Annotated in this window: 25 protein-coding genes; 16 read left to right on the top strand and 9 right to left on the bottom strand. The window is 67.5% G+C overall.

Translation table 11 applies throughout. The features are described 5' to 3' along the window. Nucleotides 1-69 precede the first annotated feature (69 nt). From ARC23_RS11555 to ARC23_RS11570, 4 genes are read right to left on the bottom strand one after another with little or no spacing between them, the layout of a single operon-like run. Entirely contained in the window at nt 70-720 is a 651-nt protein-coding gene (locus ARC23_RS11555; RefSeq protein ID WP_057497398.1) for a response regulator, read from the bottom strand. Between the two features lie 27 nt (nt 721-747). Next, nucleotides 748-1,803: an ABC transporter substrate-binding protein gene (locus ARC23_RS11560; protein WP_057497346.1), complete on the bottom strand. Its 1,056-nt coding sequence runs from the start codon at nt 1,801-1,803 to the stop codon at nt 748-750. Next, a complete protein-coding gene (locus ARC23_RS11565; protein WP_057497347.1) occupies nt 1,800-3,191 on the bottom strand; it encodes a sensor histidine kinase in 1,392 nt (463 codons plus the stop codon). Before ARC23_RS11565 ends, ARC23_RS11560 begins: the two co-directional genes overlap by 4 nt. Beyond that, on the bottom strand, nt 3,184-3,873 hold the full coding sequence (locus tag ARC23_RS11570) for a response regulator transcription factor (protein ID WP_057497348.1): 690 nt from the start codon (nt 3,871-3,873) through the stop codon (nt 3,184-3,186). Before ARC23_RS11570 ends, ARC23_RS11565 begins: the two co-directional genes overlap by 8 nt. A 232-nt stretch (nt 3,874-4,105) precedes the next feature. On the opposite strand from ARC23_RS11570, the gene ARC23_RS11575 reads away from it, so the two are divergent. The 6 genes from ARC23_RS11575 (at nt 4,106) to ARC23_RS11600 (ending at nt 11,116) form a co-directional block, all read left to right on the top strand. Next, nucleotides 4,106-5,245 (top strand): OprO/OprP family phosphate-selective porin, encoded by a 1,140-nt coding sequence (locus ARC23_RS11575; protein WP_057497349.1) that lies wholly within the window; start codon nt 4,106-4,108, stop codon nt 5,243-5,245. Between the two features lie 75 nt (nt 5,246-5,320). Next, nucleotides 5,321-6,649, top strand: a complete 1,329-nt coding sequence (locus tag ARC23_RS11580) for a CitMHS family transporter (RefSeq protein WP_057497399.1) — start codon at nt 5,321-5,323, stop codon at nt 6,647-6,649. Between the two features lie 24 nt (nt 6,650-6,673). Further along, a complete protein-coding gene (gene phbB / locus ARC23_RS11585; protein ID WP_005414435.1) occupies nt 6,674-7,414 on the top strand; it encodes an acetoacetyl-CoA reductase in 741 nt (246 codons plus the stop codon). Between the two features lie 433 nt (nt 7,415-7,847). Continuing rightward, nucleotides 7,848-8,141, top strand: coding sequence for a hypothetical protein (locus ARC23_RS11590; protein WP_238985236.1), 294 nt, complete (start codon nt 7,848-7,850; stop codon nt 8,139-8,141). After that, complete coding sequence (locus tag ARC23_RS11595) at nt 8,116-8,658, top strand: hypothetical protein (protein WP_057497351.1); 543 nt, start codon at nt 8,116-8,118, stop codon at nt 8,656-8,658. The genes ARC23_RS11590 and ARC23_RS11595 overlap by 26 nt, the downstream gene beginning before the upstream one ends. Nucleotides 8,659-8,818: 160 nt before the next feature. Beyond that, nucleotides 8,819-11,116 carry a TonB-dependent receptor gene (locus ARC23_RS11600; protein WP_057497352.1) on the top strand — a complete coding sequence of 766 codons (2,298 nt, stop codon included), beginning with the start codon at nt 8,819-8,821 and terminating at the stop codon, nt 11,114-11,116. 439 nt (nt 11,117-11,555) lie between these two features. Here the strand turns inward: ARC23_RS11600 and ARC23_RS11605 are convergent, their stop codons facing one another. Continuing rightward, the gene (locus ARC23_RS11605; RefSeq protein WP_057497353.1) at nt 11,556-12,809 is read right to left on the bottom strand and encodes a flavohemoglobin expression-modulating QEGLA motif protein; all 1,254 of its coding nucleotides are present in this window, start codon (nt 12,807-12,809) and stop codon (nt 11,556-11,558) included. A gap of 123 nt (nt 12,810-12,932) precedes the next feature. Beyond that, the gene (gene rsgA, locus ARC23_RS11610; protein WP_057497354.1) at nt 12,933-14,042 is read right to left on the bottom strand and encodes a ribosome small subunit-dependent GTPase A; all 1,110 of its coding nucleotides are present in this window, start codon (nt 14,040-14,042) and stop codon (nt 12,933-12,935) included. 114 nt (nt 14,043-14,156) lie between these two features. Here rsgA and ARC23_RS11615 point away from each other — a divergent pair, with 114 nt between their 5' ends. Genes ARC23_RS11615 through ARC23_RS11625 form a run of 3 tightly spaced genes read left to right on the top strand, consistent with a single transcriptional unit; the run spans nt 14,157 to nt 16,770 of the window. Further along, on the top strand, nt 14,157-15,431 hold the full coding sequence (locus ARC23_RS11615) for a pyridoxal phosphate-dependent aminotransferase (protein ID WP_057497355.1): 1,275 nt from the start codon (nt 14,157-14,159) through the stop codon (nt 15,429-15,431). A gap of 3 nt (nt 15,432-15,434) precedes the next feature. Then, complete coding sequence (locus ARC23_RS11620) at nt 15,435-16,052, top strand: SGNH/GDSL hydrolase family protein (protein ID WP_057497356.1); 618 nt, start codon at nt 15,435-15,437, stop codon at nt 16,050-16,052. 4 nt (nt 16,053-16,056) lie between these two features. After that, nucleotides 16,057-16,770: a class I SAM-dependent methyltransferase gene (locus ARC23_RS11625; protein WP_057497357.1), complete on the top strand. Its 714-nt coding sequence runs from the start codon at nt 16,057-16,059 to the stop codon at nt 16,768-16,770. Between the two features lie 105 nt (nt 16,771-16,875). Here ARC23_RS11625 and ARC23_RS11630 read toward each other — a convergent pair whose 3' ends face one another. Next, entirely contained in the window at nt 16,876-17,655 is a 780-nt protein-coding gene (locus ARC23_RS11630) for a polysaccharide deacetylase family protein (RefSeq protein WP_057497358.1), read from the bottom strand. Between the two features lie 59 nt (nt 17,656-17,714). Here ARC23_RS11630 and grxD point away from each other — a divergent pair, with 59 nt between their 5' ends. Next, a complete protein-coding gene (gene grxD / locus ARC23_RS11635; RefSeq protein WP_057497359.1) occupies nt 17,715-18,641 on the top strand; it encodes a Grx4 family monothiol glutaredoxin in 927 nt (308 codons plus the stop codon). A gap of 120 nt (nt 18,642-18,761) precedes the next feature. On the opposite strand, the gene ARC23_RS11640 is transcribed toward grxD, so the two are convergent. Together ARC23_RS11640 and ARC23_RS11645 are read right to left on the bottom strand one after the other, a co-directional pair. Continuing rightward, the gene (locus ARC23_RS11640) at nt 18,762-19,301 is read right to left on the bottom strand and encodes a DUF924 family protein (RefSeq protein ID WP_057497360.1); all 540 of its coding nucleotides are present in this window, start codon (nt 19,299-19,301) and stop codon (nt 18,762-18,764) included. Between the two features lie 43 nt (nt 19,302-19,344). Continuing rightward, entirely contained in the window at nt 19,345-20,121 is a 777-nt protein-coding gene (locus ARC23_RS11645; RefSeq protein WP_057497361.1) for an AMP nucleosidase, read from the bottom strand. 158 nt (nt 20,122-20,279) lie between these two features. Here ARC23_RS11645 and ARC23_RS11650 point away from each other — a divergent pair, with 158 nt between their 5' ends. The 6 genes from ARC23_RS11650 to ARC23_RS11675 all read left to right on the top strand — a co-directional run bounded on the left by ARC23_RS11650 (nt 20,280) and on the right by ARC23_RS11675 (nt 25,791). After that, nucleotides 20,280-21,689 carry an amidohydrolase gene (locus ARC23_RS11650; RefSeq protein WP_057497362.1) on the top strand — a complete coding sequence of 470 codons (1,410 nt, stop codon included), beginning with the start codon at nt 20,280-20,282 and terminating at the stop codon, nt 21,687-21,689. Continuing rightward, nucleotides 21,689-22,972: an amidohydrolase family protein gene (locus tag ARC23_RS11655; protein ID WP_057497363.1), complete on the top strand. Its 1,284-nt coding sequence runs from the start codon at nt 21,689-21,691 to the stop codon at nt 22,970-22,972. Before ARC23_RS11650 ends, ARC23_RS11655 begins: the two co-directional genes overlap by 1 nt. A gap of 19 nt (nt 22,973-22,991) precedes the next feature. Beyond that, entirely contained in the window at nt 22,992-23,624 is a 633-nt protein-coding gene (locus tag ARC23_RS11660) for a 2-hydroxychromene-2-carboxylate isomerase (RefSeq protein WP_057497364.1), read from the top strand. Nucleotides 23,625-23,719: 95 nt separating this feature from the next. Further along, nucleotides 23,720-24,661, top strand: a complete 942-nt coding sequence (locus ARC23_RS11665; protein ID WP_057497365.1) for a DegV family protein — start codon at nt 23,720-23,722, stop codon at nt 24,659-24,661. Nucleotides 24,662-24,738: 77 nt separating this feature from the next. Beyond that, nucleotides 24,739-25,077 (top strand): hypothetical protein, encoded by a 339-nt coding sequence (locus ARC23_RS11670; protein ID WP_057497400.1) that lies wholly within the window; start codon nt 24,739-24,741, stop codon nt 25,075-25,077. A gap of 282 nt (nt 25,078-25,359) precedes the next feature. Continuing rightward, nucleotides 25,360-25,791 (top strand): DUF3916 domain-containing protein, encoded by a 432-nt coding sequence (locus tag ARC23_RS11675; protein WP_238985237.1) that lies wholly within the window; start codon nt 25,360-25,362, stop codon nt 25,789-25,791. The last annotated feature ends 1 nt before the right edge of the window (nt 25,792 follow it).

Raw genomic sequence — 25,792 nt, forward strand, 5'->3', positions numbered from 1 at the left:
ACCTGCCCGGCCTCACCCATGAACTGCTCTACGTGTCCACCCACGAGGGGCTGCGCCGTTGGCTGGAAACTACAACCCGCTGCCGGCGTCGCCCTCGGGCTCCAGCGCCTTCACCAGCACCGCCGCCTGCGTGCGGCTATGGCATTCGAGCTTCTTCAGGATCGCGGTGACATGCACCTTCACCGTGTTCTCGGCCAATCCCAGCGTATAGGCAATCTGCTTGTTGAGCAGGCCATCGGCCAGGCACAGCAGTACGCGGAACTGCTGCGGGGTCAGCTGGGCCAGGCGGCTGGCCAGCAACGCATCGGCCTCCGAGCGCTCGGCGGCCATCGCCGGGAACCACAGGCCGCCGTCGAGTACCGCCTGCACGGCCTCGCCGATGGTCTCGGCCGGCGCCGACTTCGGGATGAAACCGGCGGCGCCGAACTGCTGCGCGCGGCGGATCACACGGGGGTGGTCGTTGGAGGAGAGGATCACCACCGGGATGTCGGGATGCGAGCCACGCACGTGCAGCAGTGCAGAAAAACCGTGTGCGCCGGGCATGGTCAGGTCGAGCAGCACCAGGTCCACATCCGGGTGCGCGTCGAGTGCTTCGGCCAATGCCTCGGCGCTGGCGACCTCGCGCACCTGCGCCAGCGGCAGGCTCTGCCGCAATGACTGCACCACCGCCGAGCGCAGCAGCGGATGGTCGTCGGCGATCAGGATGGTGTATTCGCTCATGCCGCCATTGTACGGGCAGGCCAAGCCTCAGCGCCCTGCCGGCTCGACGCTGCTGCGCCAGGCGTCGAGGAACTGGCGGCGCTTGAGCGCATCCAGATACACCAGCAGGCCGGGCCCGAGCTGGATCGGGCGACGGCTGCGGCCCGGGGCGTCGTCGGCACGCGCATTGCCGGTCACGATCGGCATCAGCCGCGCCTCGCGTGACAGCACCTGCTGGCCGCGTGGCGACAGCAGGTAGTCGAGGAAGCGACGCGCTTCCTCCGGGTGCGGGCCAGTGCGCGGAATCACCGCGGTGCGCAGCACCACCAACGTGTAGTCCTCGGGCTCGACAATGGCCAGTGGCGCGCCAGCATCGACACGTGCCTGCGCATAGGAACCGAGCACGTTGTAGACCAGCGACAGCTGGCCGCTGGCCACCTTGTCCAGCAGCACGCCGGTGCGCTCTTCGCGCACCACGTCATTGTCGCCAAGCGCCCCCAGCAACGCGCCGGCGATGCTGCCGCGCTGCGCGTCCTGGGTCGACAGCAGGTAGCCGACACTGCTGCGCTCGATGTCATAGGTGCCGACCCTGCCGCGCAGCGGTGCACCTTCGGCACGCAGCTGGTCCAGCAGCTGGCGGCGCGTGTGCGGCACCTTCGCCGCCGGCAGTACACGGGTGTTGTAGACCATCACCACCGGCTCGTAGCTGATGCCGAACGCCTCGTTGCGCCACTGCGCCCAGGCCGGCAGCGCAGCGGTCTGTGCCGAGCGGTGCGGCAATGCGTGGCCGTCATTGACCAGCTTGGTCTGCAGGTCCATGCCGCTGGAAATCAGCAGGTCCGGCGATGCCGGCCCGGCGCGGTCGTGCAGGTACCGCGCGTACAGGTCCTGGGTGATGATGTCCTCGTACACCACCTCGGTGCCCGGGTGCAGGCGCTGGTAGTCGGCGATGACCACCGCGAACACTTCGATGTCGGTGGTGCCATGGATGCGCAGCTGCGCAGCAGCCTTTCCCTGCGCCGGAAAACGCCGCACCTCGCCGGGCGCGGCCAGCACCGGCAGGGCCAGCAGCAGGGCGACGGCAGCAGCGAACAGGCGGGTCATGAACTGCTCCGGGGCAGGCGGACGGTGGCGACCAGGCCACCCTGCGGGCGGTTGCTGAGGTCGATGCGGCCGCCATGGCTGTCGACCACGCGCTTGACGATGGCCAGGCCCAGGCCGGCGCCGCCAGAGGGCGCTCCCTCGCCACGGGCGAAGCGTTCGAACACGCGCCCGGCATCGGCAGCGGCGATACCGGCACCGTGGTCGGCAATGGTCAGCACCGCCTGCTCGCCCTCGACGGTCAGCGCGATCTGCAATGGGCCATCACCACCGTACTTCAGTGCGTTGTCGACCAGATTCTTGATGGCCTCGCGCAGCAGCAGCGCATCACCCTGCACCTGCACCGGCTCGGCGGTCATCGCCAGCTGCACGCGCGGTGCCGGGCCAGCCTGCGGCAGCGCTTCGTGCAGGGCCTGGTGCACGGTTTCGGCCAGGTCCACCGCCGCAAAGCGCTGCAGATGCGAGCGATGGATCACGCTGGCATCGCTGAGCAGCTGGTTCAACAGCCGGCTCATGTGGGTGGCATTGCGCTCGATCGCCTGCAGGCTGCGCCGCATGTCCTCCGGGTCGTCGTCATCCAGCGCCAGCTGTGCCTGCGCGCGCAGGGCCGCCAGCGGCGTACGCATCTGGTGGGCGGCCTCGGCCATGAACGCGCGGAGTGTCTCGTTGCTGCTGGACAGCCGCTCCATGAAGCGGTTCAACGCCGCCACCATCTGGTCCATTTCACGCGGTACGCGCGCGTCCAGCGGCTTCAGGTCAGAGGGCTCGCGCCGCGACAGCTCACGCTCGACCCGCACCAGCGGGCGGAACGCGCGGTGCACGCCGAAGGCTACCAGTGCCAGCAGCAGGCCGGACAGCACGCCGATCGACAGCAAGGCACGGTTGACCATGTCCTGCGCCACCGCTTCGCGCGCACGCCGGGTCTGGCCCACCTGCACCTGCACCTCGCCCTGGGCCGAGGCAGCGGCGAAGCTGCGGCCGACCACCACGAAGCGCACGGTCTCGCCACTGTAGGGGGCGTCGAACAGCTGAGGCTGCGTGCCGGGCCGGCGCGACGGCACGGGCAGGTCGCCATAGCCGGTGATCAGGCTTCCGCGGCTGTCGGCCACCCGATAGAACACGCGGTCTTCCGGCGCCATCGCCAGAAGGTCCAGCGCCGCGTAGGGCAGATCGACCTGCCATTGGCCATCGACCAGGGCCACCGAATCGGCGATGGACAATGCCGAGGACACCAGCAGATGGTCGTAGGAACGGTTGGCGGCACGCTGGCCATAGTCGCGCGCGGCGAACAGCAGGGCCACCGCGAACACCGCCAGCAACGCACCGAGATACAGCAGCAGCGTGCGCCGCAGCGAGCCTGGTGCGGCATTCGCGGCACGTGCATCAACCATCGGCGTCGCCGCTGCCGTCACTGGCCTCGAGCAGATAGCCCACGCCGCGTACGGTGGTGATGCGCAGTGGAGCGCCGGCCAGCTTCCTGCGCAGGCGACCGACATACAGTTCGATGGCATTCGGGCCGGCCTCGTCGTCAAAGCCGAACAGGCCGTTGCCGATCTCGTCCTTGCCCACCACCTGGCCAAGGCGACCGACCAGGATCTCCAGCAGGCGGTACTCGCGGTTGGGCAGCTCGATCGGCTCGCCGTCGAGGCTGACCCGGTGCGCGGCGTTGTCGAACTGGAAACCGCCGATCTGCACCACTTCGCTGGCCTGGCCCCGCGCACGCCGCAGCAGCACGCGGCAGCGCGCTTCGAATTCGCGGAAGTCGAACGGCTTGCCCAGGTAGTCGTCGGCGCCCACATCCAGCGCCTGCACACGATCTTCAATGCCGTCACGCGCGGTCAGCATCAGCACCGGCGTGCTGTCACCGCGCTCGCGCATGCCGGCCAGCACGCGCAGGCCATCGAGCTTGGGCAGGCCGATATCCAGCACCACCAGGTCGAAGCTCTGGTAACGCAGCACGCTGGCGGCGGCCAGGCCGTCGGCCTGCCAGTCCACCGCATGGCCACTGCGACGCATGCGACGGATGATCGCATCGGCCAGATCCGGGTTGTCTTCGACCAGCAGCAGGCGCATGGGCACGACGGTGGGAGGGGAAGCGAATGCTACCGCATGGCGCCGGGCCTGCCCGCCGGGCGTGGACAGGCGACCATTTACGCTGCACCGCACAAACCGCTGACAGGACGATGACAGCTACGGCAACCCAGACTGCGGCCGCGCACCGTCCGGTGCCCACGATTGCCGCGCGCCTGGCGCGCACCTGGGAGGGTTTGTGGAATTCACGTTTGCCTGGCGGCGTCCTGCCGTCATGATGGCGCTGGCGGCCCTGTCGGCGCCGGCCTTCGCTGCCGAAGACGACCGTCCGGTCACCGCCACGCTCGGTGGCCGCCTGCACCTGGACTTCGCCACCTTCGACAACGACAACCGCGGCACCCCGAACAAGGACGACACCGAGGTCCGTCGGGCCTGGGTCGACGTGTCCGGCAAGTTCTTCGTGGTCGACTACAAGCTGGAAGCCGATTTCTCCGGTGACCGCGTCGAAGCCAAGGACGTGTACCTGGCGCGCAGCTTCGGCAAGGCCGGCAAGCTGACCGTGGGCCAGTTCAAGCAGTACTTCTCGCTGGATGACCGCACCAGCTCCAACTACGGCAGCCTCCTGGAGCGCGGCAACGCCGGCACCACGCTGGCACCGCTGTACCGACTGGGCGCGTCGTGGCAGGCCAACCCCGGTGACTTCACCTGGGCGGCCAGCGTCTACAGCCTGGAAAGCATCGATGCCTGGCAGGTGAAGGGCCGCGCCGCCGGTGGCCGCGTCACCTGGGCGCCCTCACCCAGCGACGGCGACGTGCTGCACCTGGGCCTGTCGCTGGCCCGCGAGGCCTATGACAACCCGGGCGCGAACGGCGTTCCGGGCCTGAAGATCCGCCCGCGCCCGGCGGGCCATCTGTCCGACAACAGCCGCCTGACCCTGGTCGACTTCTCCGCCGGCCGCGATACCGACGTCAACAAGTGGTCGCTGGAATACGCGCAGGTACGCGGCCCGCTGTCGTGGCAGGGCGAGTTCAGCGGCGCCACCTTCGATGATGGTGCGCAGCGCGGCGATGTGATGGCGGCCTACGGCATGCTGAGCTGGTTCGTGACCGGCGAAAGCCGCGCCTACGACCGCAAGACCGGCCGCTTCGCGCGGGTCAAGGACATCCGCCACAAGGCCGACGCCTTCGAAGTGGCGCTGCGCTATGACCAGATGTGGGGCGCACAGCACCTCGACGGTGCACCCGACCTGCGCCGCGGCAGCACCGAAGCATGGACGCTGGGCGGCAACTGGTACCTGCGTGACAACCTGCGCTTCATGCTCAACGTGATTGAGAGCCGAAACCGCGACCGCCTGGCCGGGGTGACGGTGGACCGCACGCGCGCGGTCACCGGCCGCCTGCAGTACGACTTCTAAGCCCGGATTCCCGGGCATGCCGCCCGGGCCCCTTCCACTCCCCCACGTCCTGTTTTCGCAAGGAGTCCGCAGATGATGCTGAGCATCCTCGGCTTTGGCATGGTCATTACGTTCATGTACTTGATCATGAGCAAGCGCCTGTCGCCGCTTGTCGCCCTGATCACCATCCCCATCCTGTTCGCGCTGATCGGCGGCTTCGGCGCCGGCATCGACGAGATGATGCTGGAGGGGATCAAGAAGATCGCGCCCACCGGCGTGATGCTGATGTTCGCCATCCTCTACTTCGGCGTGATGATCGATGCCGGCCTGTTCGATCCGCTGGTGCGGGTGATCCTGCGCTTCGTCAAGGGCGACCCGATGAAGATCGTGCTCGGCACGGCGGTGCTGGCGATGCTGATCTCGCTCGACGGCGATGGCTCGACCACCTACATGATCACCGTCTCGGCGATGCTGCCGCTGTACCAGCGCCTCGGCATGAACGCGTTGAACATGACCTGCGTGACCATCCTGGCCGGCGGCGTGATGAACCTGACCCCGTGGGGCGGCCCGACCGCACGCGCGGCCACCGCGCTGCACGTGGACCCGGCCGATGTGTTCGTGCCGCTCATCCCGTCGATGGTGATCGCCTGTGCCGGCGTGCTGCTGCTGGCCTGGTACCTGGGCCTGAAGGAACGCCGCCGCCTGGGCGTGGTGACCCTGCCGCAGGGGGGCAGCTGGATGGACAACAGCGTGTCCGATGACAACAACGCGCTGCCGTCGGTGGAGGACGCCGAAGACATCAAGCGGCCGAAGCTGCTGTGGGTGAACCTGGCGCTGACCGTAGCGCTGATGACCGCGCTGATCATCGGCGTGCTGCCAATGCCGGTGCTGTTCATGGTCGGCTTCGCCATCGCCCTGGTGATCAACTACCCGAACCTGGCCGAGCAGCGCCGCCGCGTGGTCAACCACGCCGGCAACGTGCTGTCGGTGGTGTCGCTGATCTTCGCCGCAGGCATTTTCACCGGCATCCTCAACAACACCGGCATGGTCGAAGCGATGTCGCACAGCTTCCTGGCCATCATTCCGGAATCGTGGGGCCCGTACCTGGCGGTGATCACGGCGGTGGCGTCGATGCCGTTCACCTTCTTCATGTCCAACGACGCGTTCTACTTCGGCGTGCTGCCGATCCTGTCCGAGGCCGCCAGCAACTACGGCATCACCCCGGTGGAAATGGCGCGCGCCTCGCTGGCCGGCCAGCCGGTGCACCTGCTCAGCCCGCTGGTGCCCTCCACCTACCTGCTGGTGGGCCTGGCCAAGGTTGAGTTCGCCGATCACCAGAAGTTCACCCTGAAGTGGGCCATCGCCATCTCGATGCTGCTGATGATCGGCAGCCTGCTGTTCGGCCTGTATCCCCTCGCCGCCTGACCCTTTGCCAAGGAGCCTTCTGCAATGACGCTTCGAATCGCTTACGTCACCAGTGGAATGGGCAGTGTCGGCACTGCCATCTGCCAGAGCCTGGCCCGCAGCGGCCACACCGTGGTCGCCGGCTGCGCGCCGAATTCACCGCGCAAGGCCAACTGGCTGCGCGAGCAGCGCGAACAGGGTTTCGACTTCATCGCCTCCGAAGGCAATGCCACCGACTGGGCCTCGACCAGCGCGGCGTTCGCCAAGGTCCGCGCCGAAGTCGGCGAAGTGGACGTGCTGGTCAACAACTCCGGCGGCAGCCGCGACCTGCTGTTCCGGCAGATGACCGTGGAAGACTGGAACGCGGTGATCGCCTCCAACCTCAACGCGCTGTTCAACCTCACCAAGCAGGTGGTGGACGGCATGGCCACGCGCGGCTGGGGACGCATCATCAACATCGGCTCGGTCAGCGCCCACAAGGGCCAGATCGGCCAGGTCAACTACGCCACCGCCAAGGCCGCGATGCACGGTTTCAGCCGCGCACTGGCCGCCGAAGTTGCGTCGCGCGGGGTCACTGTCAACACGCTGTCGCCGGGCTACATCGCCAGCCAGGCGATCAGCAGCTTCCCGCCGGATGTGCTGGACCGGCTGGCTGCCTCGGTGCCGGTTCGCCGCCTGGGCCGCCCCGAGGAAGTGGCCGGCCTGTGCGCGTGGCTGGCGTCGGATGAAGCCTCGTATGTGACCGGCGCCGACTACGCCGTCAATGGTGGTCTGTACATGGGTTGAGCCCGTCTCCACGCAACGCGTGGACCGCCTCCCCCACGGAGTGCGCGGGGCCGGATCACCTTCAGTTGTGAAGGTGATCCGGCCCCTTTTTGTTTCTGCATTTCTGAGATGCACTTCCCGATACATCGGCAGAACCGGTGCTATACCTGCCAGCGCTCGCCGAGCCCGATGGATGAACGGCTGGAATCGCGGATCAAGGAGGTTGGCATGCGTGCATTGCTGACTGCGCTTCTCGTGGTCGCCACTACGCTGCTGGCGACACCGACCCGCGCGGAGCCCCCGCTGGGCTCCCGCGTCCTATACCAATCGCGATCCCATCCGGATCTACATCCAGTCCTTCGACTGCGATTCCTTCGACATTGCAGGCTATTACTTCCGGATCGCAGCCATTGCCCATGAAGTGGGACACGCACTGAATTTCGAAGGTATCGCCTTGAGCACCCGAGGTGCGTTCATCCAGCACTTCTGCACCATGGAGGGGAAAGCGGTACTCAACAACCTCACCGCGCGCGGTGAGCTTCTGGTGACCAGCCTGAGGTACTACGACATCGGCGTAGCTGCGTCCAACGGTCCTGGCCTCATCGCACAGGCCGATGCCGGCGGTGAAGACCTGGACCGGCAGGTAGGTAAGCTGTTCTGCGACAACAACGTAACTTCAACCACCGGCGAGAACTACAACGACTTCTACGGAAGAATCTACGATGAAGCGATCGCAGCCCGTCCCTGAACTTCTTCTGATCCTGAGCCTGTTGGTTGCCGGTTCTGCAACAGCAGCCACGTCCGCTGCCACTGCGGAAGAGGCGGATGCAACCTGGCGGCTCGTGGAGCGCTGGTCCTTGCAGCTGTCACGCTCTGACCTTGTCGCGCAGCTGTCACCCCTGGCTCCGGCCGGCTCGCGTTCGGAAGCAAGAAGGGGCCGGGGCGACAGCGCCACCATCGATCTGGCGCCATTCATGGTCGCTGGGAGGATCAAGGGGCCCTCTGGCCAGATCTACACCGACGCGTCGGGGCGAATCATCAAAGGCATTACGCTGCGGCTGAGCGGCGCCTGCATCTCGCGAAAGCAGATGGGTCGTCGCTACCCCGACTTCAATGTCCTTTCCGTGCCGTCAGGGCATAGCCTGGACGAGTCGACGGTGTTCGGCACAGTAGTGAACGGCATCCAGATCGGGTTTTCATTCTCCGAACATGACCGTGACTGCATGGACCAGCTCAAATTGAGCTGGCCTGGGGAGCGCTTCTGATTCCCGCCGGCCTACCACCATGACGAACATGTTGCAGGACACGCACCACTGCCCTGCATCGTTCGTTGGTTTTTCGTAAAGAAGGTTTCATGTTCCGTTCGCATAGTGGCCCTGCACCGCGCACGCGTGCCGGTGATCACCCCCCATGCAACGGACCACCATGCAGACCCGACACCTGACGATCGCCGTGGCGATCGCGCTCTCCGCCGCCGCCAGCGCCCATGCCGCCACCACCGCCGATACCGGCACCAGCACCGATGCCGCGCTGAGCGCGCAGACGCTGGATACCGTCTCCGTGATCGGCCAGGGCGAGACCCGCCAGGTGCAGCGCATCACTGCCGTGGACAAGCAGGTGCTGCCGCCGGGCACCAGTGGCCAGAAGATTCTCGACCGCCTGCCGGGCGTGTCGGTACAGTCCAACGATGCCTTCGGTGCCAACGAGGAATCGCAGACCATCAGCCTGCGCGGCTTCGACAAGAGCCGCCTCGGCTATACGCTGGACGGCATCCCGCTGGGCGACAACAGCTACGGCAACTACAACGGCCTGAGCATCGCCCGCGCGATCATCGCCGAGAATCTGGCCGGCGCCGAACTGTCGCAGGGCATCGGTTCGCTGGGCGTGGCCTCGACCAGCAACCTGGGCGGCACCATCCAGTACTTCTCGATGGACCCGTCCACCGAGTTCGGCGGCCGCGCCAGCGTCACCGTGGGCGACAACAACCAGCGCCGCGGCTACCTGCGCGTGGACACCGGCGACCTCAACGGCTTCTCGGCCTACGTGTCCGGCGTGCACCAGGACCAGGACATGTGGGCCGCGCCCTACCAGAACCAGACCACCCGCCAGTTCAACGCCAAGGCGGTGTGGAACGTCGGCGACCACCGCTTCGGTGCGTTCGTGGCCACCTCGCGCGCCAGCCAGGCCAACTACGCCTACCTGTCCAAGGACATGCTGGCCCGTGGCCTGGGCTATGACTGGAACATCTACGCACCGGACTGGGACCGCGCCGTGGCCGCCGCGTACTGCGCGCCGGGCACCTACAACAAGGCACGCTGCAAGTTCAGCGGCGGCGTCAACAGCATCGACGATGCCTACTACCAGAGCCGCGCATTGCGCGACGACAATCTCTATTCGGTCGATGCCGACCTGCGCCTGGGCGAGCAGGGCCGCCTGAAGCTGCTGGCCTACCACCACGACAACCGTGGCCAGGGCCACTGGTGGGCACCGGGCCAGCCGTCCTACCCGGGCACCGACAAGATGCTGCCGATCTCGATCCGCAGCACCAACTACACGATCAACCGCGATGGCCTGACCGCCGCGCTGTCGTGGACGGTGGGCATCCACGAGCTGGAAGCCGGCCTGTGGTACGAGCAGAACGACCATAACGTGTCGCGCAACTTCTACTACATCAGCGGCCCGTTCCTGGACGACCTGTACCTGAAGAACCCGGACCGCCTGCTGTTCAACCAGGACTTCGACATCCGCACGCGCCAGTTCTACGTGCAGGACCGCATGCGCTTCCTCGATCAGCGCCTGACCGTGGACGTGGGCATCAAGAGCCCGAATACCCGCATGCGCGCCACTGCCAAGCCGGGCGTGGAAACCAGCATCGCATCGGGCACGCTGACCGCCAAGGAATCGGTGCTGCCGCAGCTCGGCCTGGGCTTCAAGCTCAACGCCAACAACGAGCTGTTCGCCTCGTACGCCGAGAACATCGCCGCGTTCGTCGGTGGTGGCAGCGGCGGCCCGCTGCAGGTGTCGCCGGAATCGTTCGCGGCAAGCGCCGGCCTGGAGCCGGAGAAGTCGAAGAGCCTGGAAGCCGGCTTCCGCACCTTCGGTGAGACGTACCAGGCGTCGATCGCCGCCTACAACGTGAAGTTCGACAACCGCCTGCTGTCGCTGAACCCGTGTTCGAGCATCGAAGTGGGCACGCGCCCGGAGTGCGTGACGCGCTTCATCAACGTCGGTTCGGTGAAGAGCCACGGTGCCGAGCTGACCTTCATCCTCAAGCCGATCGACGGCCTGCAGTGGTACAACGCGCTGTCCTGGAACAAGACCACCTACGAGGATGACTACACCTCGGGCGGCGCGATCGTGCCGGTGGCCGGCAAGATCACTGTGGATACGCCGCAGCGCATGGCGTCCAGTGAAATCAGCTGGAACCGCGACGGCTTCTTCGCCAGCCTGCGTGCCAAGTACACCGGCAAGCGCTACTACACCTACACCAACGACCAGTCGGTGCCGGGCGTGACCACCTTCGACGCTGGCGCCGGCTACGACTTCGGCCCGGGCCTGGGCCTGCGCAACGTGCGAGTGTCGTTGAACGCGACCAACCTGACCAACAAGCGCTATGCCGGCCAGCTGAGCTCGTTCGCACCGACCGATCCGAAGGGCACGCGTTATGCGATCCATGCGAGCGCACCGCGGCAGCTGTTCATGACGGTGGCGGCGGAGTTCTAAGTCAGAAGCGGGCGCTGCGGCGCATTGAGTGTTCCTGCATGGCGCAGGTAGGCAGGCCCATGCAGGACACGCCGTAAACCCGTCCTTGGGGGCTCGATGGCGCCATTCATGGCGCCAACGGTCCTGCATGGGCCTGCCTACCCGCGCTCGACAATTCCCAGCGCCGGCGCGGAGGCAATGGAAAGCAAGAGCAAAAGCAAAGAGCCGGGCATTGCCCGGCGCTTTGCTTTTCAAGCTTTTCAAACGCAATCCCTCTGGTGGACCTGCTGCCGCGCCCGCAGGAAGTTGTCTGGAGGAGGCGGGGCACCCTGGTCAGGACCGTTGGCGCCATGGATGGCGCCATCGAGCACCATGGAGGGGCTTTTGCGTGTCCTGACCAGGGTGCCCCGCCTCCTCCCAGCCGATAGCAGGCAGGCGCAGGAGGATCCGCCAACGCATTTCATTCCGGCGCCAGCTGGTCCATCCGTATCCGGTTGGCAAACAGCGAGAACGCCAGCATGCCCGCCAGGCCATTCGCCCGACTCATCCAGTGCGGCAGCCAGCGCGGCGGCTTCAGCACCCCCGCCTCGAACAGCGGCGCGAATGCGATCGCATCGGTCAGGCTCATCTTGCCGGCGAACAACCAGCGGCAGACCTGCAGGCGATCCTCGGCCAGCATGTGGCGGAAGAAGGTATGCACCGACACCAGGCCGCGCAGGTATACCGTGTCCTTGGTGAACGCCAGGCCGCCGCTGGGCGGTACCCCACGGAACACGCGCTGTGCCGAAGCGAAGCTCTCCTCGGCGTTCTGTCCTGCATCGCAGAAGTAGCGGAACACCTCGATGAAATCGGCGCCTTCGCGTGCCATGGCAATCGCTTCGGTACGCAGGCTGATGCGCTTGAGGCGCTCGATGTCGATGCTGCCGGTAATCTGCTCGGCGAACGTGGCCAGCCCTTCCTGGGTTGCCGTCACCCGTGGCGAGGACAATGCCAGGCTCGGCAGCACCGGCTGCTCGCGGCCGTTCAATGCAGTCAGCGAATGCACCAGCGCTTCGTGGTGGAACAACTGCGCGCGGTCGTAGGCGCTGAAGCGCGCACTGGTGCGCAGGCGGATACGGGTCGGGCCGGCGGCGGCCTTGGACACCAGTTCCGGATCCAGCTGCACCTGGATGATGCGCGATTCAAAGAAGGCATCCAGGTCGTTCTGCAACTGCAGTTGCAGGGCAATGGCCGAGACCGGCACCTGCTCTTCCGGTGCCAGCAGTTCGTGATCCAGTTCGGCGGCAATCTGGATGAAGTGGCGCGCGGCCTCGCGCGTGCTCGGGCCATTGCCCGGCAGCGGCTGCTCAGGGGCACCGAACAGCTGCACCGAACAGGTATCGACGGCGGCAGTGCCCAGCCCTTCCAGCAGCTGAGCGGCCAGGTCCCAGCTCTGGGCCGATTGCCGCACATAGTGGCCCAGCGGGTGGCTGTCCTCGCAGTCGGCAGCGATCGCGGCCAGCGCGCGGCGCTCTTCGCTGAAGTCCAGCCGCGGGTAATCCACTTTCGGCAGCACTGGCTGGCCGCGCGCCACGCTGTCCAGGAACGGTGCCTGCACCGTCGCCGGCCAACTGGTCAGGCCCAGCAGGCGGATGCCTCCCACGGCCTCGACCAGGCGCGCGTCGAGCGCTGCATGGTGGGCCACGTCACGGTCCAGCGTCGCGGTCGGTTCCATGCGCGGACTATAGCGCCCTGCCGTATCCGGCGCAGTGCGCCGCCGCCCGAGCATTGGCTCGGGCGCTACAAGGTGTCCCGGGATGCAACCGTTGTAGAGCCGAGCCCACGCTCGGCTGCACTGTCAGCGCCGACGCGGCTTGGCGGCGGGGCGGAACTGCTGGCCCTTGCCCTTCCTGCCGCCACGCTCCTGCGCGGTCTCGGCCTGGCGCACGGCCAGCTTGGCGGCAGCGGCGGCCACTTCTTCCTTCAGCTTGAAGTAGTTCAGCAGGCGGCTCTCTTCGATCTCGCCGGCATCGATCGCCGCTCGCACCGCGCAGCCCGGCTCCTGCTGGTGCTTGCAGTCGTTGAAGCGGCACTGTGCCGCCAGCGCTTCGATATCGGCGAAACCGCCTTCAGACAGCGTTTCTTCGCCGGTCGGCTTCAGCTCGCGCATGCCCGGCGTGTCGATCAGGCAGGCGCCGGTCGGCAGCGGCATCAACGCGCGATGGGTGGTGGTGTGGCGTCCGCGCGAATCGTTGGCGCGCACCGCATTGGTCTTCATCCGCTGCTCGCCGAGCAGGGTGTTGGTCAGCGTGGATTTGCCAGCACCGGACGAGCCCACCAGCACCACGGTGCGGCCCGGGCCCAGCCACGGTTGCAGCACGGCCACACTGTCAGCATCCAGGCCGTTGATCGCGTGCAGCGCGATGCCCTGCATCTCCAGCTCTTCCAGCACCGCCAACGCGTCTTCGCTGTATTCGGTCTGGTCGGCCTTGGTCAGCACCACCACCGGTTCGGCACCACCACCGCCGACCAGCAGCAGGTAGCGCTCGATGCGCCTCGGATTGAAGTCCGCATCCAGGCCACAGACGATGAACACCGTATCGATGTTGGCCGCGATCACCTGCTGGTGGTAATGCTCGCCGGCCGCACCACGCTTGATCGCGGTGCGGCGCGGCAGCAGGGCGACAATGCGGATGCCGTCCAGCAGCACCCAGTCACCCACCGCCGGCCGTTCATGGCTGGGGAAGCGCGGGCGCTGCCATTCCGGCAGCGACTCGGCCTTGATCGATGCGTCAGGGCCATCGGCCACCACATAGTGGGTACGGTGCTGCTCGATCACCCGCGCCGGGCGGGCCTGCGGATGGGCGGCCATCGCGGCCTGCCAGTCGGCCTGCTGTGCCGGGCCCGGCCAGGGCCAGCCGATGGTCTGCAGGGCGGTGAAATCGGGGGTCTGGGTCATCACCGCCATTCTACCCGTGCCGACGCCCTGCCAGCCCAACAACGGCAGGCCCTGGGGCCTTGCCATGCATTGCAGCAATTCCGGTAGGATGGAAGCCCCATGCCTTTTGACGGCCCATTCCCCATGTCCACCTCCTCGCCCAAGCCCCTGGCCATCCGCGAGCGCCTTTCCGAAGTGCGCTACGAAATCCGCGGAGAACTGGCCCGGCGAGCCCGGGAGCTGGAGGCGCAGGGCCGCAGGCTGATCAAGCTCAATATCGGCAACCCGGGCAACTTCGGTTTCCGTGCACCGGAGCATCTGCAGCGTGCGATCGCCGACGACATGGGCCGCACCGACCCGTACACCCACCAGCAGGGCCTGCCGGTGGCACGCGAAGCGATCGCCGCGTACTACGCCCGTCGCGGCGCACCCGATGCGCACCCGGACCGCGTGTTCGTCGGCAACGGCGTCAGCGAACTGATCGACCTGTCGCTGCGCGCACTGCTCAACCCGGGTGACGAAGTGCTGGTGCCTTCGCCGGACTACCCGTTGTGGTCGGCCTCGACCATCCTCAACGATGGCCGTCCGGTGTACTACCGCTGCGCACCGGAGAATGGCTTCCAGCCGGACCCGAGCGAGATCGAGACACTGGTTTCCTCGCGCACGCGCGCCATCGTGCTGATCAACCCGAACAACCCCAGCGGCGCCAGCTACCCGCGTGAGCTGCTGGAACGCGTGGTGGAGATCGCGCGCCGCCACAACCTGCTGTTGCTGGTTGACGAAATCTACGACCAGATCCTGTACGACGATGCGGTGTTCCAGCCGGTCGCGCCGCTGGCCGGCGACCACCCATGCCTGACCTTCAGCGGCTTGAGCAAGGTGCATCGTGCCTGCGGCTGGCGCGTGGGCTGGGCCCACCTCAGCGGCGACGACGCGCGCCTGGGCGACTTCCGCGCCGCGCTGGACCTGCTCGGTGCGCTGCGCCTGTGCGCCAACGTGCCGGGGCAGTACGCCATCGAGGCGGCGGTGAATGGTCCGGACACCATCTCCGAGCTGTGCGCCCCCGGTGGCCGCCTGTATGAAACCCGCCGCGCGGTGATCGAAGCGTGCGAAGCCAGCGAACACCTGTCGCTGGTCGCGCCCGCCGGCGCGCTGTACGCATTCCCGGCCGTGGTCGGCGCCGCCGCCAAGGGCTTCGACGACCACACCTTCGCGCTGGACCTGATGAACAACGAAGGGGTGCTGGTGGTTCCGGGATCCAGCTTCAACGTGCCCTACCGCCACCATTTCCGCGTGACCCTGCTGCCGGAAGCCGCGGTGATGCGTGACGTGTTCGCCCGCATCGACCGCGAGCTGGCGCGCCGTGCCGAGGACGCGACCAAGGTCGTGCCGATGAAGCCGCGCCGCTCGGTGGCCTGAGCCGTGGCGTTGTCCTACCTGGCGCTGGGCGACTCGTACACCATCGGTGAAGCGGTTGCGGTTCAAGGCCGATGGCCGCACCAGCTGGCCGCCGCGCTGCGTGCGCAGGGCCTGGACCTGGCCGACCCGCAGACCATCGCCACCACCGGCTGGACCACCGACGAACTCGGTGCCGGCATCGATGCGGCCGCGCCGCAGGGCCCCTTCGATTTCGTCAGCCTGTTGATCGGGGTCAACAACCAGTACCGTGGCCGCCCGCTGGACGAGTACCGCGAGCAGTTTGAAGCGCTGCTGCAGCGGGCGATCGGCTTCGCCGGTGGCCGTCCCGGACGCGTGCTGGTGCTGTCCTTCCCCGACTGGGGCGCGACCCCGTTCGGCGCCGGCAGTGGCCGCGACCTGGCCGCGATCGAGATCGAAACCGACGAGTTCAATGCCGCCGCCGAGGTGATCAGTACCCGGCACGGTGTGGCCTTCGTCGACATCACCGGCATCAGCCGCGCGCAGGGCGACGCGCCGACAATGATCGCCGAAGACGGGCTGCATCCCTCGGCGCGGATGTACGCGTTGTGGAGTGCGCGCGCGCTGCCGGTTGCCGCGCACCTGCTCGGCGGAACGGACTGAGGCGATGGACGGCACGCCACGGAATGGCACGCCCCTGCCCTGCACGCCCCTGACGGCACTCCAGGCCCGCTTGATTGCCGAGGCCTTCCGCCCGGCGCGGGCCTGGGGCAACCACCGCGACTATTACTACACCCGTGGCAAGCTCGGCAGCGATCCGCTGTACGACGGCATCCTGCAGCAGCTGCCGGAGGACGGACAGCCGGTACTCGACCTGGGCTGTGGGCTGGGGCTGCTGGCCCATGTGCTGCGGCAGCGCGGTGGCACCCGGCGCTACCTCGGCGTGGACGTGGACGCCGGCAAGATCGCCCGCGCGCAACGTGCTGCCACCGGCCTGCCCGATGTGCATTTCGACTGCCTGGACGTGCAGGCGCCGCTGCCTGCGCAGGCCGGGCACGTTCTGCTGCTGGACGTACTGCAGTACCTGGACGCAGGCCCGCAACAGGCACTGCTGCACGCGGCCAGCACGCGGGTGGCACCCGGCGGCCGCCTGCTGCTGCGTACACCACTGGCCACCGGCGATGGCCGAGACCGCACCACGCGGGTGGCGGACCGGCTGGCCTGGCTGGTCGGCTGGATGGGTACGCGACCGCGCCACTACCCCGACCCGCAGGTGCTGCAGGCGACACTGGCCGAGGCCGGCTTGAAGGTGACGGCGCCGCGCCCCCTGCATGGGCGCACGCCGTTCAACAGCTGGTTGCTGGTGGCCGAACGCCGCTGACGTGCGCGCCGCCGCCCGAGCGTGGGTTCGGGCGCTACAGGAGGGCGCCCTCGCCTTGTAGGGCCGCGCCCACGCTCGGCTGCTTCACGCGGCCCGGACCGGGCGCTACGGGATCGGCAGCCGCGCTTTCAACCCCCGCTCGTCCAGCGCCTGCAGCACGCGCTCGATGATCACCAGGTTGTGGCCATGGGCGGCGCCTTCATGCAGCAGCACGATGGCGCCCGGACGCAGGTCGGGCAGCAGCCGTGCCAGCACGCCCTCCGGCGTGCAGCCGACGCCGTCGTAGCCGCGGGCACTCCAGCCCACGCGCACCAGCCCCAGCGCCTTCAGTACCGGCGCCACGAACGGGTTGGTCATGCCCACCACCGAACGGTACCAGCGCACCGGCTGTCCCCCGACCGCCTGCAGCGCGTGCTGGCAGCCTTCGATTTCGGCGCGCATGGCAAACGGGCCCAGTCGCCAGAACCGGGCCTGCGGATGGCTGAAGCTGTGATTGCCGAGATCGTGCCCACGGCGCAGGATCTCGCGCACCAGTTCCGGCTGCGCCAGCGCGCGCTCGCCCACCAGGAAGAAGGTGGCACGCGCCTGGTGGCGGTCCAGCAGGTCGAGCACCGCGCGGGTTTCCGGGCCGGGGCCATCATCGATGGTCAGCCAGACACGGTCGCCGGGCTCCGCCAACCGGCTCAGCACCGGCGCGTAGAAGCGGCTGTTGGGCAGGAACACCGGCACCATGAACAGCGCGTGGCTGGCCACCATCACGGGCAGGCCCCAGTGCCACCCGGCCAGCACCCAGATCAGGATCACGGCCAGCTGCGACACCAGCAGCCAGGGCAGCCAGCGCCAGGGGCGGGCCGGGATGCGATGCAATGTTCCTGCGTTGCTCATCCCCCATGATGCCATGGGGGGTAGAATTGCGGATTCGAATTCCCGGAACCCCGACGTCCATGTCCCTCGATCCCGCCCTGCGTTCGCGCATCGAATCCATCCTCAACGCCAACCGCGTCGTGCTGTTCATGAAGGGCCAGCCGTCGATGCCGCAGTGTGGTTTCTCGGCCAAGGCCGTGGGTGCCCTGCAGGATCTGGGCGTCGAGTTCGCCCACGTCAACGTGCTGGCCGACCAGGAAATCCGTGAAGGCATCAAGGCCTACGGCGACTGGCCGACCATCCCGCAGCTGTACATCGACGGCGAACTGGTCGGCGGCAGCGACATCGTGCTGCAGATGGCCGCCAGCGGCGAGCTGAGCAGCGTGCTGGGCCTGGCCGCGCCGGACCGCACCCCGCCGAGCATCACCGTCACCCCGGCCGCCGTGGAAATGCTCAAGGGCGCGCTGGCCGATGCCCCGGGCGCTGCGCTGCAGCTGACCATCGACGCGCGCTTCCAGCCGAACTTCCAGCTGGCCCCGCACGATGAAGGCGCGATCGCCGCAGAGTCCAATGGCCTGCGCGTGCAGTTCGACCTGGCCAGCGCGCGCCGCGCCAACGGCATCACCATCGACTGGGTGGACGACATCCGCGGCAAGGGCCTGGCCATCGACAACCCGAATGCGCCCAAGCCGGTGCAGGAAATCAGCGTGCGTGATGCCGATGACCTGGTGCGTGCCGGCAACATCACCCTGGTCGACGTGCGCCCGGCCGACGAGCGCGAGATCGCTGCCGTGGGCGTGCCGTTCAAGACCTTCGACGGCAACGGCCGTGCCGCGCTGGAAGCCCTGCCCAAGGACACCGCACTGGCCTTCATGTGCCACCACGGTGGCCGCAGCGCGCAGGCTGCCGAGCAGTTCCGCGCCCTGGGCTTCACCAAGGTGTTCAACGTCACCGGCGGCATCAACGCCTGGTCGGAAGACGTCGACAACGGCGTGCCGAAGTACTGATTGAAGGCCCGGGGTCAGAGCCCTTTCCTGCGGAAAGGCGATCTGCCCCCTAAAAAAGGGGACGGAGGGGATTAAGTCGTTTGTGGCATGAACGACTTAATCCCCTCCGTCCCCTTTTTCTTACCCTGCAAAACCGCCTTCGGCCAGGTAGTCCAGCTCTTCGGCCGTGGGGAAACGACCGAGCACCGCGTTGCGGTGCGGGAAACGGCCGAAGCGGCGGATGATGTCGCGGTGCAGTTCGGCGTACTGCAGGTACTCCTTGTCACCGAGCACGTCGAACATCGCCACCGAACGGTCCTGATCCAGCGGATCTTCGGAATGCTCGAAGGGCAGATAGATGAAAGCCCGCAGCTTCGGAACCAGCTGCAGGTCCAGCCCTTCCTCGATCGCGCGCATGGCGTAGTGCCGCGCCAGGCCGTCGGTGGCGTAGGAATGGGCGGTCCCGCGGAAGCAGTTGCGCGGGAACTGGTCCAGCAGCAGCATCAACGCGAGCGCGCCCTCGGCACTGCCCAGCCAGTGCTCGCGCGCGCGCGCGGCCGCAGCGAAATGCTCATCCAGAAACAACTGGCGGAACTGCGCGTCGAACGCGTCGTCACGGGCGAACCACTTCGCAGGGCCCGCCTCCTTCCAGAATTCCACCACTTGCGCGGCAACGTCCATCACCTACTCCCCAGGGCCGGCGCGCCGCGCCAGGCCGTCATCATCATTCGTCGAAGCGCAGGTGGCGGACCGACTTGCCGTTGCGCCGGATAAGCTTAAGCGCCTCGATACCGATCTGGATATGGTTTTGCACGAACTGGGAGCTGACCTTGGCATCGGACGCCTCGGTCTTGACCCCGTCCGGGATCATCGGCTGGTCCGATACCAGCAGCAGCGCGCCGCTGGGGATGTGGTTGGCGAAGCCGGCCGCAAACACCGTGGCCGTCTCCATGTCGATGGCCATGCAGCGCATCGCCCGCAGCCGCTCCTTGAAGGCCTCGTCGTGCTCCCAGACCCGGCGGTTGGTGGTGTAGACGGTGCCGGTCCAGTAGTCGTGGCCGAGGTCGCGGATCATGGTCGAGACCGCACGCTGCAGCGCGAACGCCGGCAACGCCGGCACTTCCGGCGGCAGGTAATCGCCCGAGGTGCCTTCGCCGCGGATCGCAGCAATCGGCAGCACCAGGTCGCCCAGCTGGTTCTTGCGCTTGAGGCCACCGCACTTGCCCAGGAACAGCACCGCCTTGGGCATCACCGCCGACAGCAGGTCCATGATGATCGCCGCGTTGGGGCTGCCCATGCCGAAATTGATCATGGTGATGCCGTCGATGGTGGCGCTGGCCATCGGCCGGTCCAGGCCGATGACGGGTGCGCCGGTCAGCTCGGAAAAGGTATGCAGGTAGCCGCCGAAGTTGGTCAGCAGGATGTGCTGGCCGAACTGGTCCAGCGGTACGCCGGTATAGCGTGGCAGCCAGTTGTCGACGATTTCCTGCTTGCTCTTCATGGGCGGTGGTCCGGTGTACGGCGTGGGGACCGGCTATTTTCAGCCAGCCGGGCGGCCCCGTCGAGGCATTGCCGGCACGCGTGTGAAGAAGGTCACTTGGCAAGCACGCCGCCGTCCGGCTAGCGTCGGCGGCTGGACTACGCTGCGAGGGGAACTGCATGGCATCGACGTTGTTGCGCGCCGGGGTGGCACTGGCGCTGCTTTCATTGAGCACGGCACCCGCCGTGGGCGCTTCGCGCTTCGTCGCCGACCCCTACCCCAGCACCTACCAGGCCCATCCCGATGCGCCGGTGCTGATCCACAACGCCACCGTGCTGACCGGCACCGGCCAACGCCTGGACAACGCCGACGTGCTGCTGCGCGATGGCCGTATCGCCGCCGTTGGCCGCCAGCTGCAGGCCGACGCCGGCGTCACCCGCATCGATGCGCAGGGCAAGTGGGTGACGCCGGGGCTGATCGACGTGCACTCGCACCTGGGCGTGTACCCCAGCCCGGGCGTCGGTGCGCACAGCGACGGCAACGAAGTGACCGCGCCGGTCACCGCCAACGTCTGGGCCGAACACTCGGTGTGGCCGCAGGACCCGGGCTTTGCCACCGCACTGGCCGGCGGCGTGACCAGCATGCAGGTGCTGCCCGGCTCGGCCAACCTGGTTGGCGGCCGCGGCGTGACCCTCAAGAACGTTCCCGCCATCACCTATCAGGCGATGAAATTCCCCGGCGCGCCATGGGGGCTGAAGATGGCCTGCGGCGAGAACCCCAAGCGGGTCTATGGCGAAGGCAAGGGCGTGGCCCCGGCCACGCGGATGGGCAACGTAGCCGGCTACCGTGCCGCCTTCATCGATGCCGCCGACTACATCGCCAAGAACACGCCCAAGGCGGCCAAGCGCAAGCGCTGGTTCGGCAGCGACAAGGGCGACAGCGCCGGCGACGCCGGTGGCAAGCGCGACCTCAAGCTGGACACGCTGGCGGGCGCGATCCAGGGCGACATCCGCGTGCACATCCACTGCTACCGCGCCGACGAAATGGCCACCATGCTCGACCTGGCCAAGGAGTTCGGCTTCAAGGTGGCCGCCTTCCACCATGGCGTGGAAGCCTACAAGCTGGCCGACCGCCTGGCCGCCGATGGCGTCTGCGGTGCGCTGTGGGCCGACTGGTGGGGCTTCAAGATGGAGGCCTTCGACGGCATCCAGGAAAACATCGCGCTGGTCGACCGGCCGAAGAACAGCTGCGCCATCGTCCATTCCGATTCGCCCGAAGGCATCCAGCGCCTGAACCAGGAGGCAGCAAAGGTGATGGCCTCGGCGCGACGTGCGCGCATGCCGGAGATCACCCCCGAACATGCCATCACCTGGATGACCGCCAATGCTGCCAGGGCGCTGGGTATCGAGGGCCAGACCGGCACCCTGGAAGCCGGCAAGATGGCCGACGTGGTGGTGTGGAACGGCAACCCCTTCAGTTCCTATGCGCTGGCCGAGCAGGTCTTCATTGATGGCCGCAGGCTGTACGACCGCAGTGCACCGGCAGCGACGCCACGTTCTGATTTCCAGCTCGGCCAGGAGGTGCGCTGATGATGGTGCTCAAGCAGTTGGCGCAGTCTGCCGCGAAGGGCAGCCGGGCATGGCTCGGCGCTACTTTCATGGTGCTGGCCTGCCTCTCCGCCTCCGCACAGGCGCAGGACCTGCTGGTGCGCAATGCCACGGTGCACACCGCCAGCGCGCGCGGCAGCCTGCAGAACGCCGATGTGCTGGTGCAGGGCGGCATCATCCGCGCGGTGGGCAACGGCCTGTCGGCGCCGGCCGGGGCGACCGTGGTCGAGGCCAACGGTCGGCCGCTGACCCCGGCGCTGTTCGGTGGCATCACCGAAATCGGCATTGAAGAAGTGTCGGGTGAATCGAGCACGGTCGACAGCACGCTGAAGATCGGCGAACAACCGCTGCGCCCCGAGTTCGATGTCACCCTGGCCTACAACCCGGCCTCGGTGCTGATCCCGGTGGCGCGCCTGGAAGGCATCGGGTTCACCGCACTGGGTGCGGCCACCGGAGGCGGCTTCGTGGCCGGCCAGGGGGGCGTGGTCCGGCTGGACGGCAGCGCCGACCCGCTCGGCCCGCGTGCCCTGTTCCTGCGCCTGGGCTCGGCGGCATCGGAGCTGACCGGCCACTCGCGCGCGGCGCAATGGATGCTGCTGCAGCAGATGGTGGATGAGGCCCGCGGCCAGGTGGCCGCCGATTCGCCGCATGCGCTGCTGACCCCGGCCGGGCGGCGCACGCTGGGCCGCTACCTGGCCGGCCAGGGCCGCATCGTGGTGGAGGTGGACCGCGCGGCGGACATCCGCCAGCTGCTGCGCTGGGCCGGGCGCGAGAAAGTGAAGATCGCCCTTGCCGGCGCCAGCGAAGCCTGGCAGCTGGGGCCGGAACTGGCAGCGGCGCACGTGCCGGTGTTCGTCGATGTGCTGGCCAACCTGCCGGCCAGCTTCGACCAGATCGGTGCCACCCTGGAAAACGCGGCACGCCTGCAGCGGGCTGGCGTGGCAGTCTCGTTCGTGCAGCGTGGCGACGCCTCGCACAACGCACGCAAGATGCGCCAGCTGGCGGGCAATGCCGTGGCCAATGGCCTGCCCTGGGCCGACGGCCTGGCCGGCCTGACCCGGGTTCCGGCACAGGCCTTCGGCGTGGCCGACCAGATCGGCAGCATCGAGCCCGGCAAGCGCGCCGACCTGGTGCTGTGGGAAGGCGACCCGCTGGATGTGGCGCACTACGCCGAACAGGTCTGGCTGGGCGGCCGCGCGATGCCGATGCGCTCGCGCCAGACCGAACTGCGCGACCGCTACCTGCAGCGCAACGCGCAGCCCTGACCGCTTTCGAGGACCCTCCATGGCTACGCTGCGCTGGTATTTCGACTTCGTCTCGCCCTATTCCTACCTGCACTGGCAGAAGCTGAAGCAGCTGCCGCAGTTCGGCCAGATCCAGCCTGTGCCGATTGCCTTCGGCGCGGTGCTGCATCACCTGGGCAACCTCGGCCCGGCCGAGATTCCGGCCAAGCGCCGCTTCATGTACCGCCAGCTGCAGTGGACCGCGCAGGCCGAGGGTACGCCGATGCGTTTCCCGCCGGGCCATCCGTTCAACCCGCTGTCGGCGCTGCGCCTGTGCCTGGCGGCCGGTGCCAGCGCGCAGGCGGTGGACGTGCTGTTTGACTGGATCTGGCGCGAGGGCAATGCCGGCGACAGTGCCGAGGCCCTGCGCGAGCCCGGCGCCCGGCTGGACATCGAGGATGTCGCTGCTGCCATTGCCGATCCGGCGGTGAAGGAGCAGCTGCGGCGCAACACGGACGCCGCCATCGGCGCGGGCGTGTTCGGCGTCCCGACCCTGGCCATCGGTGATGAACTGTTCTGGGGCAACGACGCGCACCCGTTGATGGCCGCCGTGCTGGACGATCCGGGCCTGTTGCAGCAGCCCGAGTGGCAGCGCCTGGACCACCTGCCGATGGCGGTGCAGCGCAATCGCTGAACAGGCACTGGCGTATTTCCCTCGCGCGCCGGGCGCGGTTTTGAGATAGTTTTCACATTTCCGAACCTACAACCGCCCTGGAGGGGGAGCCGCGGATGCGCATCGGAATCGTCGTCGACTCGGCCTGCGACCTGCCGCAGGACTTCATTGCCGAACACAACATCGTGCTGCTGCCGATCACCGTGCGGATCGGCGAAGCCGTGCTGGCCGATCATCGTGACGAGCAGGCCACGCTCAGTTTCCTGCATGCCCACGTGGCCGAACACGGCGCCGAGGCGGAGACCATCCCCTTCAGCGTCAACCAGATCCGCGACCTGTTCCTGCAGCAGCTGGTGATCGACTACGACCACGTGTTCTGCATGACCATCACCAAGACCCGCAGCCCGATCCACGACAACGCACTGCAGGCCAGCTTCGCCATCCTCAACGACTACAAGCCGGTACGGCAGGCGGCGGGCTACAACTCGCCGTTCGCGCTGCGCGTGCTCGACACGCAGAACCTGTTTGCGGCGCAGGCCGTGACCGCGGTCGAGGCGGTGCGCCTGCGTGACAGTGGCGCCAGCGTGCAGCAGATCCGCGAGCGGCTGGAGGAACTGGCCGGCAGCGTGCATGGCTACATGGTCACCCGCGACCTGTACTACATGCGCGCCCGCGCACGGCACAAGGGCGACCGCAGCGTCGGCCTGCTCAGCGCGGCGCTGGGCAGCGCACTGGATATCAAGCCGGTGCTGCACGGCTACCGCGGCGAGACCGGGCCGGTGGCCAAGATCAAAGGCTTCGACAACGCCGTGCAGAAGCTGTTCGCCGTGGTCGGCCAGCGTGTACGCGCCGGTCTGATGACACCGACGGTGTGTGTCAGCTACGGCGGTGAACTGGACGAACTGCGCGCCCTGCCCGGCTATGCGGCGTTGAAGCAGGTCTGCGCCGAGCAGGGCGTCAGCCTGTATGAGTCGGTGATGAGCCTGACCGGCATGGTCAACGTCGGCAAGGGCGCGGTCACCGTGGGTTTTGCCGATGGGCCGCATCGGTTTGAATGAAGGCCGACCGCAGCGGGAATCTGCACATCGATTCCACCGCGGTTGTGCCAGCCTTGCCGCACCTCAAGGAGAACTCCATGCCTGCGCAGTATCACATCAGCCTGCCCGACCCCTCCAAGGCCCGCGGCAACGACCCTGACCTGTCCTTCCATTCGCAGGGCGCCACCGGTTTCGCCGAAGAGCTGCAGGACGCCCTGCGCAGCGGCACGCTGTTCGAGCGCTGGAAGGCCAAGCAGCCCGACCCGGATGCGGTGGAACCGCAGTGGGGCGTGACCGATCCGGACGCCACCGTGACCGGTGAGCAGAAGGACCTGCGCATCAACCTGGTGGCCACCACCCGCATCGACAGTGACGTGTTCAAGCAGCGCCTGCGCCTGCTGGCCGGCAGCCACTGGGAACTGCGCGACGTGCGTTGAGGCCCTGCCCGCCGGGCATGGCCCGGCGCTACCGTGCCCGTGTCGTGATCGACCCGGTGCCGATGACCATGCTCGGGTAGACGCCAACCTTGGTTGGCGCTTGCACAAACGGCTGCCAACCAAGGCGCCGCCGGACATGGCCCGGCGCTTCCGGGGCCTGCTCCGGTAGATGCCAACCTTGGTTGGCGCTTTCCAACCCGCCACGCATGTGGCTGGCACACTGTGGGAATGAGAAACAGAGATGCTGACTGCTTCAGTGGTGCGTTTCCCTCGCCAGAGGAGTTGGGCAGTCAAGCTCGCTACTGGAACTACAAGGTTCCGACCCGAGCCGGCCTGATCGAAGGCCCGGCCACCAGCCTGAGAATCCAGCGTGCCTGCGCCCAATCGCTCATCGGCGCCTGCGCAAATCTGATCCAGTCGCGGCCCGCGTCACAGGCTACTGTGCGGGTAACCAGCTGCATCGCCCAGCCAGGGATGTTCTCCAGCGAGATTTGCCTTTACCTGGACGAAGCGTACTTCCAGGGCCACGTCGCCTCGACAGCGGATGGCCAGGTCACCGCCATCACCTCGCGCAGCCTTTCCGCCGAATGGCAGCTCGCCCTAACTCGAGGCGTTGAGGAGCGAGGTGTGCAGGTCAGCATTCCTCCCGCCGACCACGATGAAGGTCTGGAACAGGAGTACTGGTTTTACCGCGAGGTAGCGGACCGGCGTTGAT

It is taken from the genome of Stenotrophomonas beteli, from assembly GCF_001431665.1.
GTDB classification, from domain to species: domain Bacteria; phylum Pseudomonadota; class Gammaproteobacteria; order Xanthomonadales; family Xanthomonadaceae; genus Stenotrophomonas; species Stenotrophomonas beteli.

What these genes read in the sequence shown, in the direction of transcription:
- ARC23_RS11650 (WP_057497362.1), top strand. Translation starts at nt 20,280, where the DNA reads ATGGCATCGACGTTGTTGCGCGCCGGGGTGGCACTGGCGCTGCTTTCA.
- rsgA (WP_057497354.1), bottom strand. Translation starts at nt 14,042, where the DNA reads ATGGCGGTGATGACCCAGACCCCCGATTTCACCGCCCTGCAGACCATC.
- ARC23_RS11660 (WP_057497364.1), top strand. Translation starts at nt 22,992, where the DNA reads ATGGCTACGCTGCGCTGGTATTTCGACTTCGTCTCGCCCTATTCCTAC.
- ARC23_RS11605 (WP_057497353.1), bottom strand. Translation starts at nt 12,809, where the DNA reads ATGGAACCGACCGCGACGCTGGACCGTGACGTGGCCCACCATGCAGCG.
- ARC23_RS11630 (WP_057497358.1), bottom strand. Translation starts at nt 17,655, where the DNA reads ATGAGCAACGCAGGAACATTGCATCGCATCCCGGCCCGCCCCTGGCGC.
- ARC23_RS11625 (WP_057497357.1), top strand. Translation starts at nt 16,057, where the DNA reads ATGGACGGCACGCCACGGAATGGCACGCCCCTGCCCTGCACGCCCCTG.
- ARC23_RS11615 (WP_057497355.1), top strand. Translation starts at nt 14,157, where the DNA reads ATGTCCACCTCCTCGCCCAAGCCCCTGGCCATCCGCGAGCGCCTTTCC.
- ARC23_RS11560 (WP_057497346.1), bottom strand. Translation starts at nt 1,803, where the DNA reads ATGACCCGCCTGTTCGCTGCTGCCGTCGCCCTGCTGCTGGCCCTGCCG.
- ARC23_RS11600 (WP_057497352.1), top strand. Translation starts at nt 8,819, where the DNA reads ATGCAGACCCGACACCTGACGATCGCCGTGGCGATCGCGCTCTCCGCC.
- ARC23_RS11575 (WP_057497349.1), top strand. Translation starts at nt 4,106, where the DNA reads ATGATGGCGCTGGCGGCCCTGTCGGCGCCGGCCTTCGCTGCCGAAGAC.
- phbB (WP_005414435.1), top strand. Translation starts at nt 6,674, where the DNA reads ATGACGCTTCGAATCGCTTACGTCACCAGTGGAATGGGCAGTGTCGGC.
- grxD (WP_057497359.1), top strand. Translation starts at nt 17,715, where the DNA reads ATGTCCCTCGATCCCGCCCTGCGTTCGCGCATCGAATCCATCCTCAAC.
- ARC23_RS11555 (WP_057497398.1), bottom strand. Translation starts at nt 720, where the DNA reads ATGAGCGAATACACCATCCTGATCGCCGACGACCATCCGCTGCTGCGC.
- ARC23_RS11670 (WP_057497400.1), top strand. Translation starts at nt 24,739, where the DNA reads ATGCCTGCGCAGTATCACATCAGCCTGCCCGACCCCTCCAAGGCCCGC.
- ARC23_RS11565 (WP_057497347.1), bottom strand. Translation starts at nt 3,191, where the DNA reads ATGGTTGATGCACGTGCCGCGAATGCCGCACCAGGCTCGCTGCGGCGC.
- ARC23_RS11580 (WP_057497399.1), top strand. Translation starts at nt 5,321, where the DNA reads ATGCTGAGCATCCTCGGCTTTGGCATGGTCATTACGTTCATGTACTTG.
- ARC23_RS11570 (WP_057497348.1), bottom strand. Translation starts at nt 3,873, where the DNA reads ATGCGCCTGCTGCTGGTCGAAGACAACCCGGATCTGGCCGATGCGATC.
- ARC23_RS11640 (WP_057497360.1), bottom strand. Translation starts at nt 19,301, where the DNA reads ATGGACGTTGCCGCGCAAGTGGTGGAATTCTGGAAGGAGGCGGGCCCT.
- ARC23_RS11645 (WP_057497361.1), bottom strand. Translation starts at nt 20,121, where the DNA reads ATGAAGAGCAAGCAGGAAATCGTCGACAACTGGCTGCCACGCTATACC.
- ARC23_RS11655 (WP_057497363.1), top strand. Translation starts at nt 21,689, where the DNA reads ATGATGGTGCTCAAGCAGTTGGCGCAGTCTGCCGCGAAGGGCAGCCGG.
- ARC23_RS11665 (WP_057497365.1), top strand. Translation starts at nt 23,720, where the DNA reads ATGCGCATCGGAATCGTCGTCGACTCGGCCTGCGACCTGCCGCAGGAC.
- ARC23_RS11595 (WP_057497351.1), top strand. Translation starts at nt 8,116, where the DNA reads ATGAAGCGATCGCAGCCCGTCCCTGAACTTCTTCTGATCCTGAGCCTG.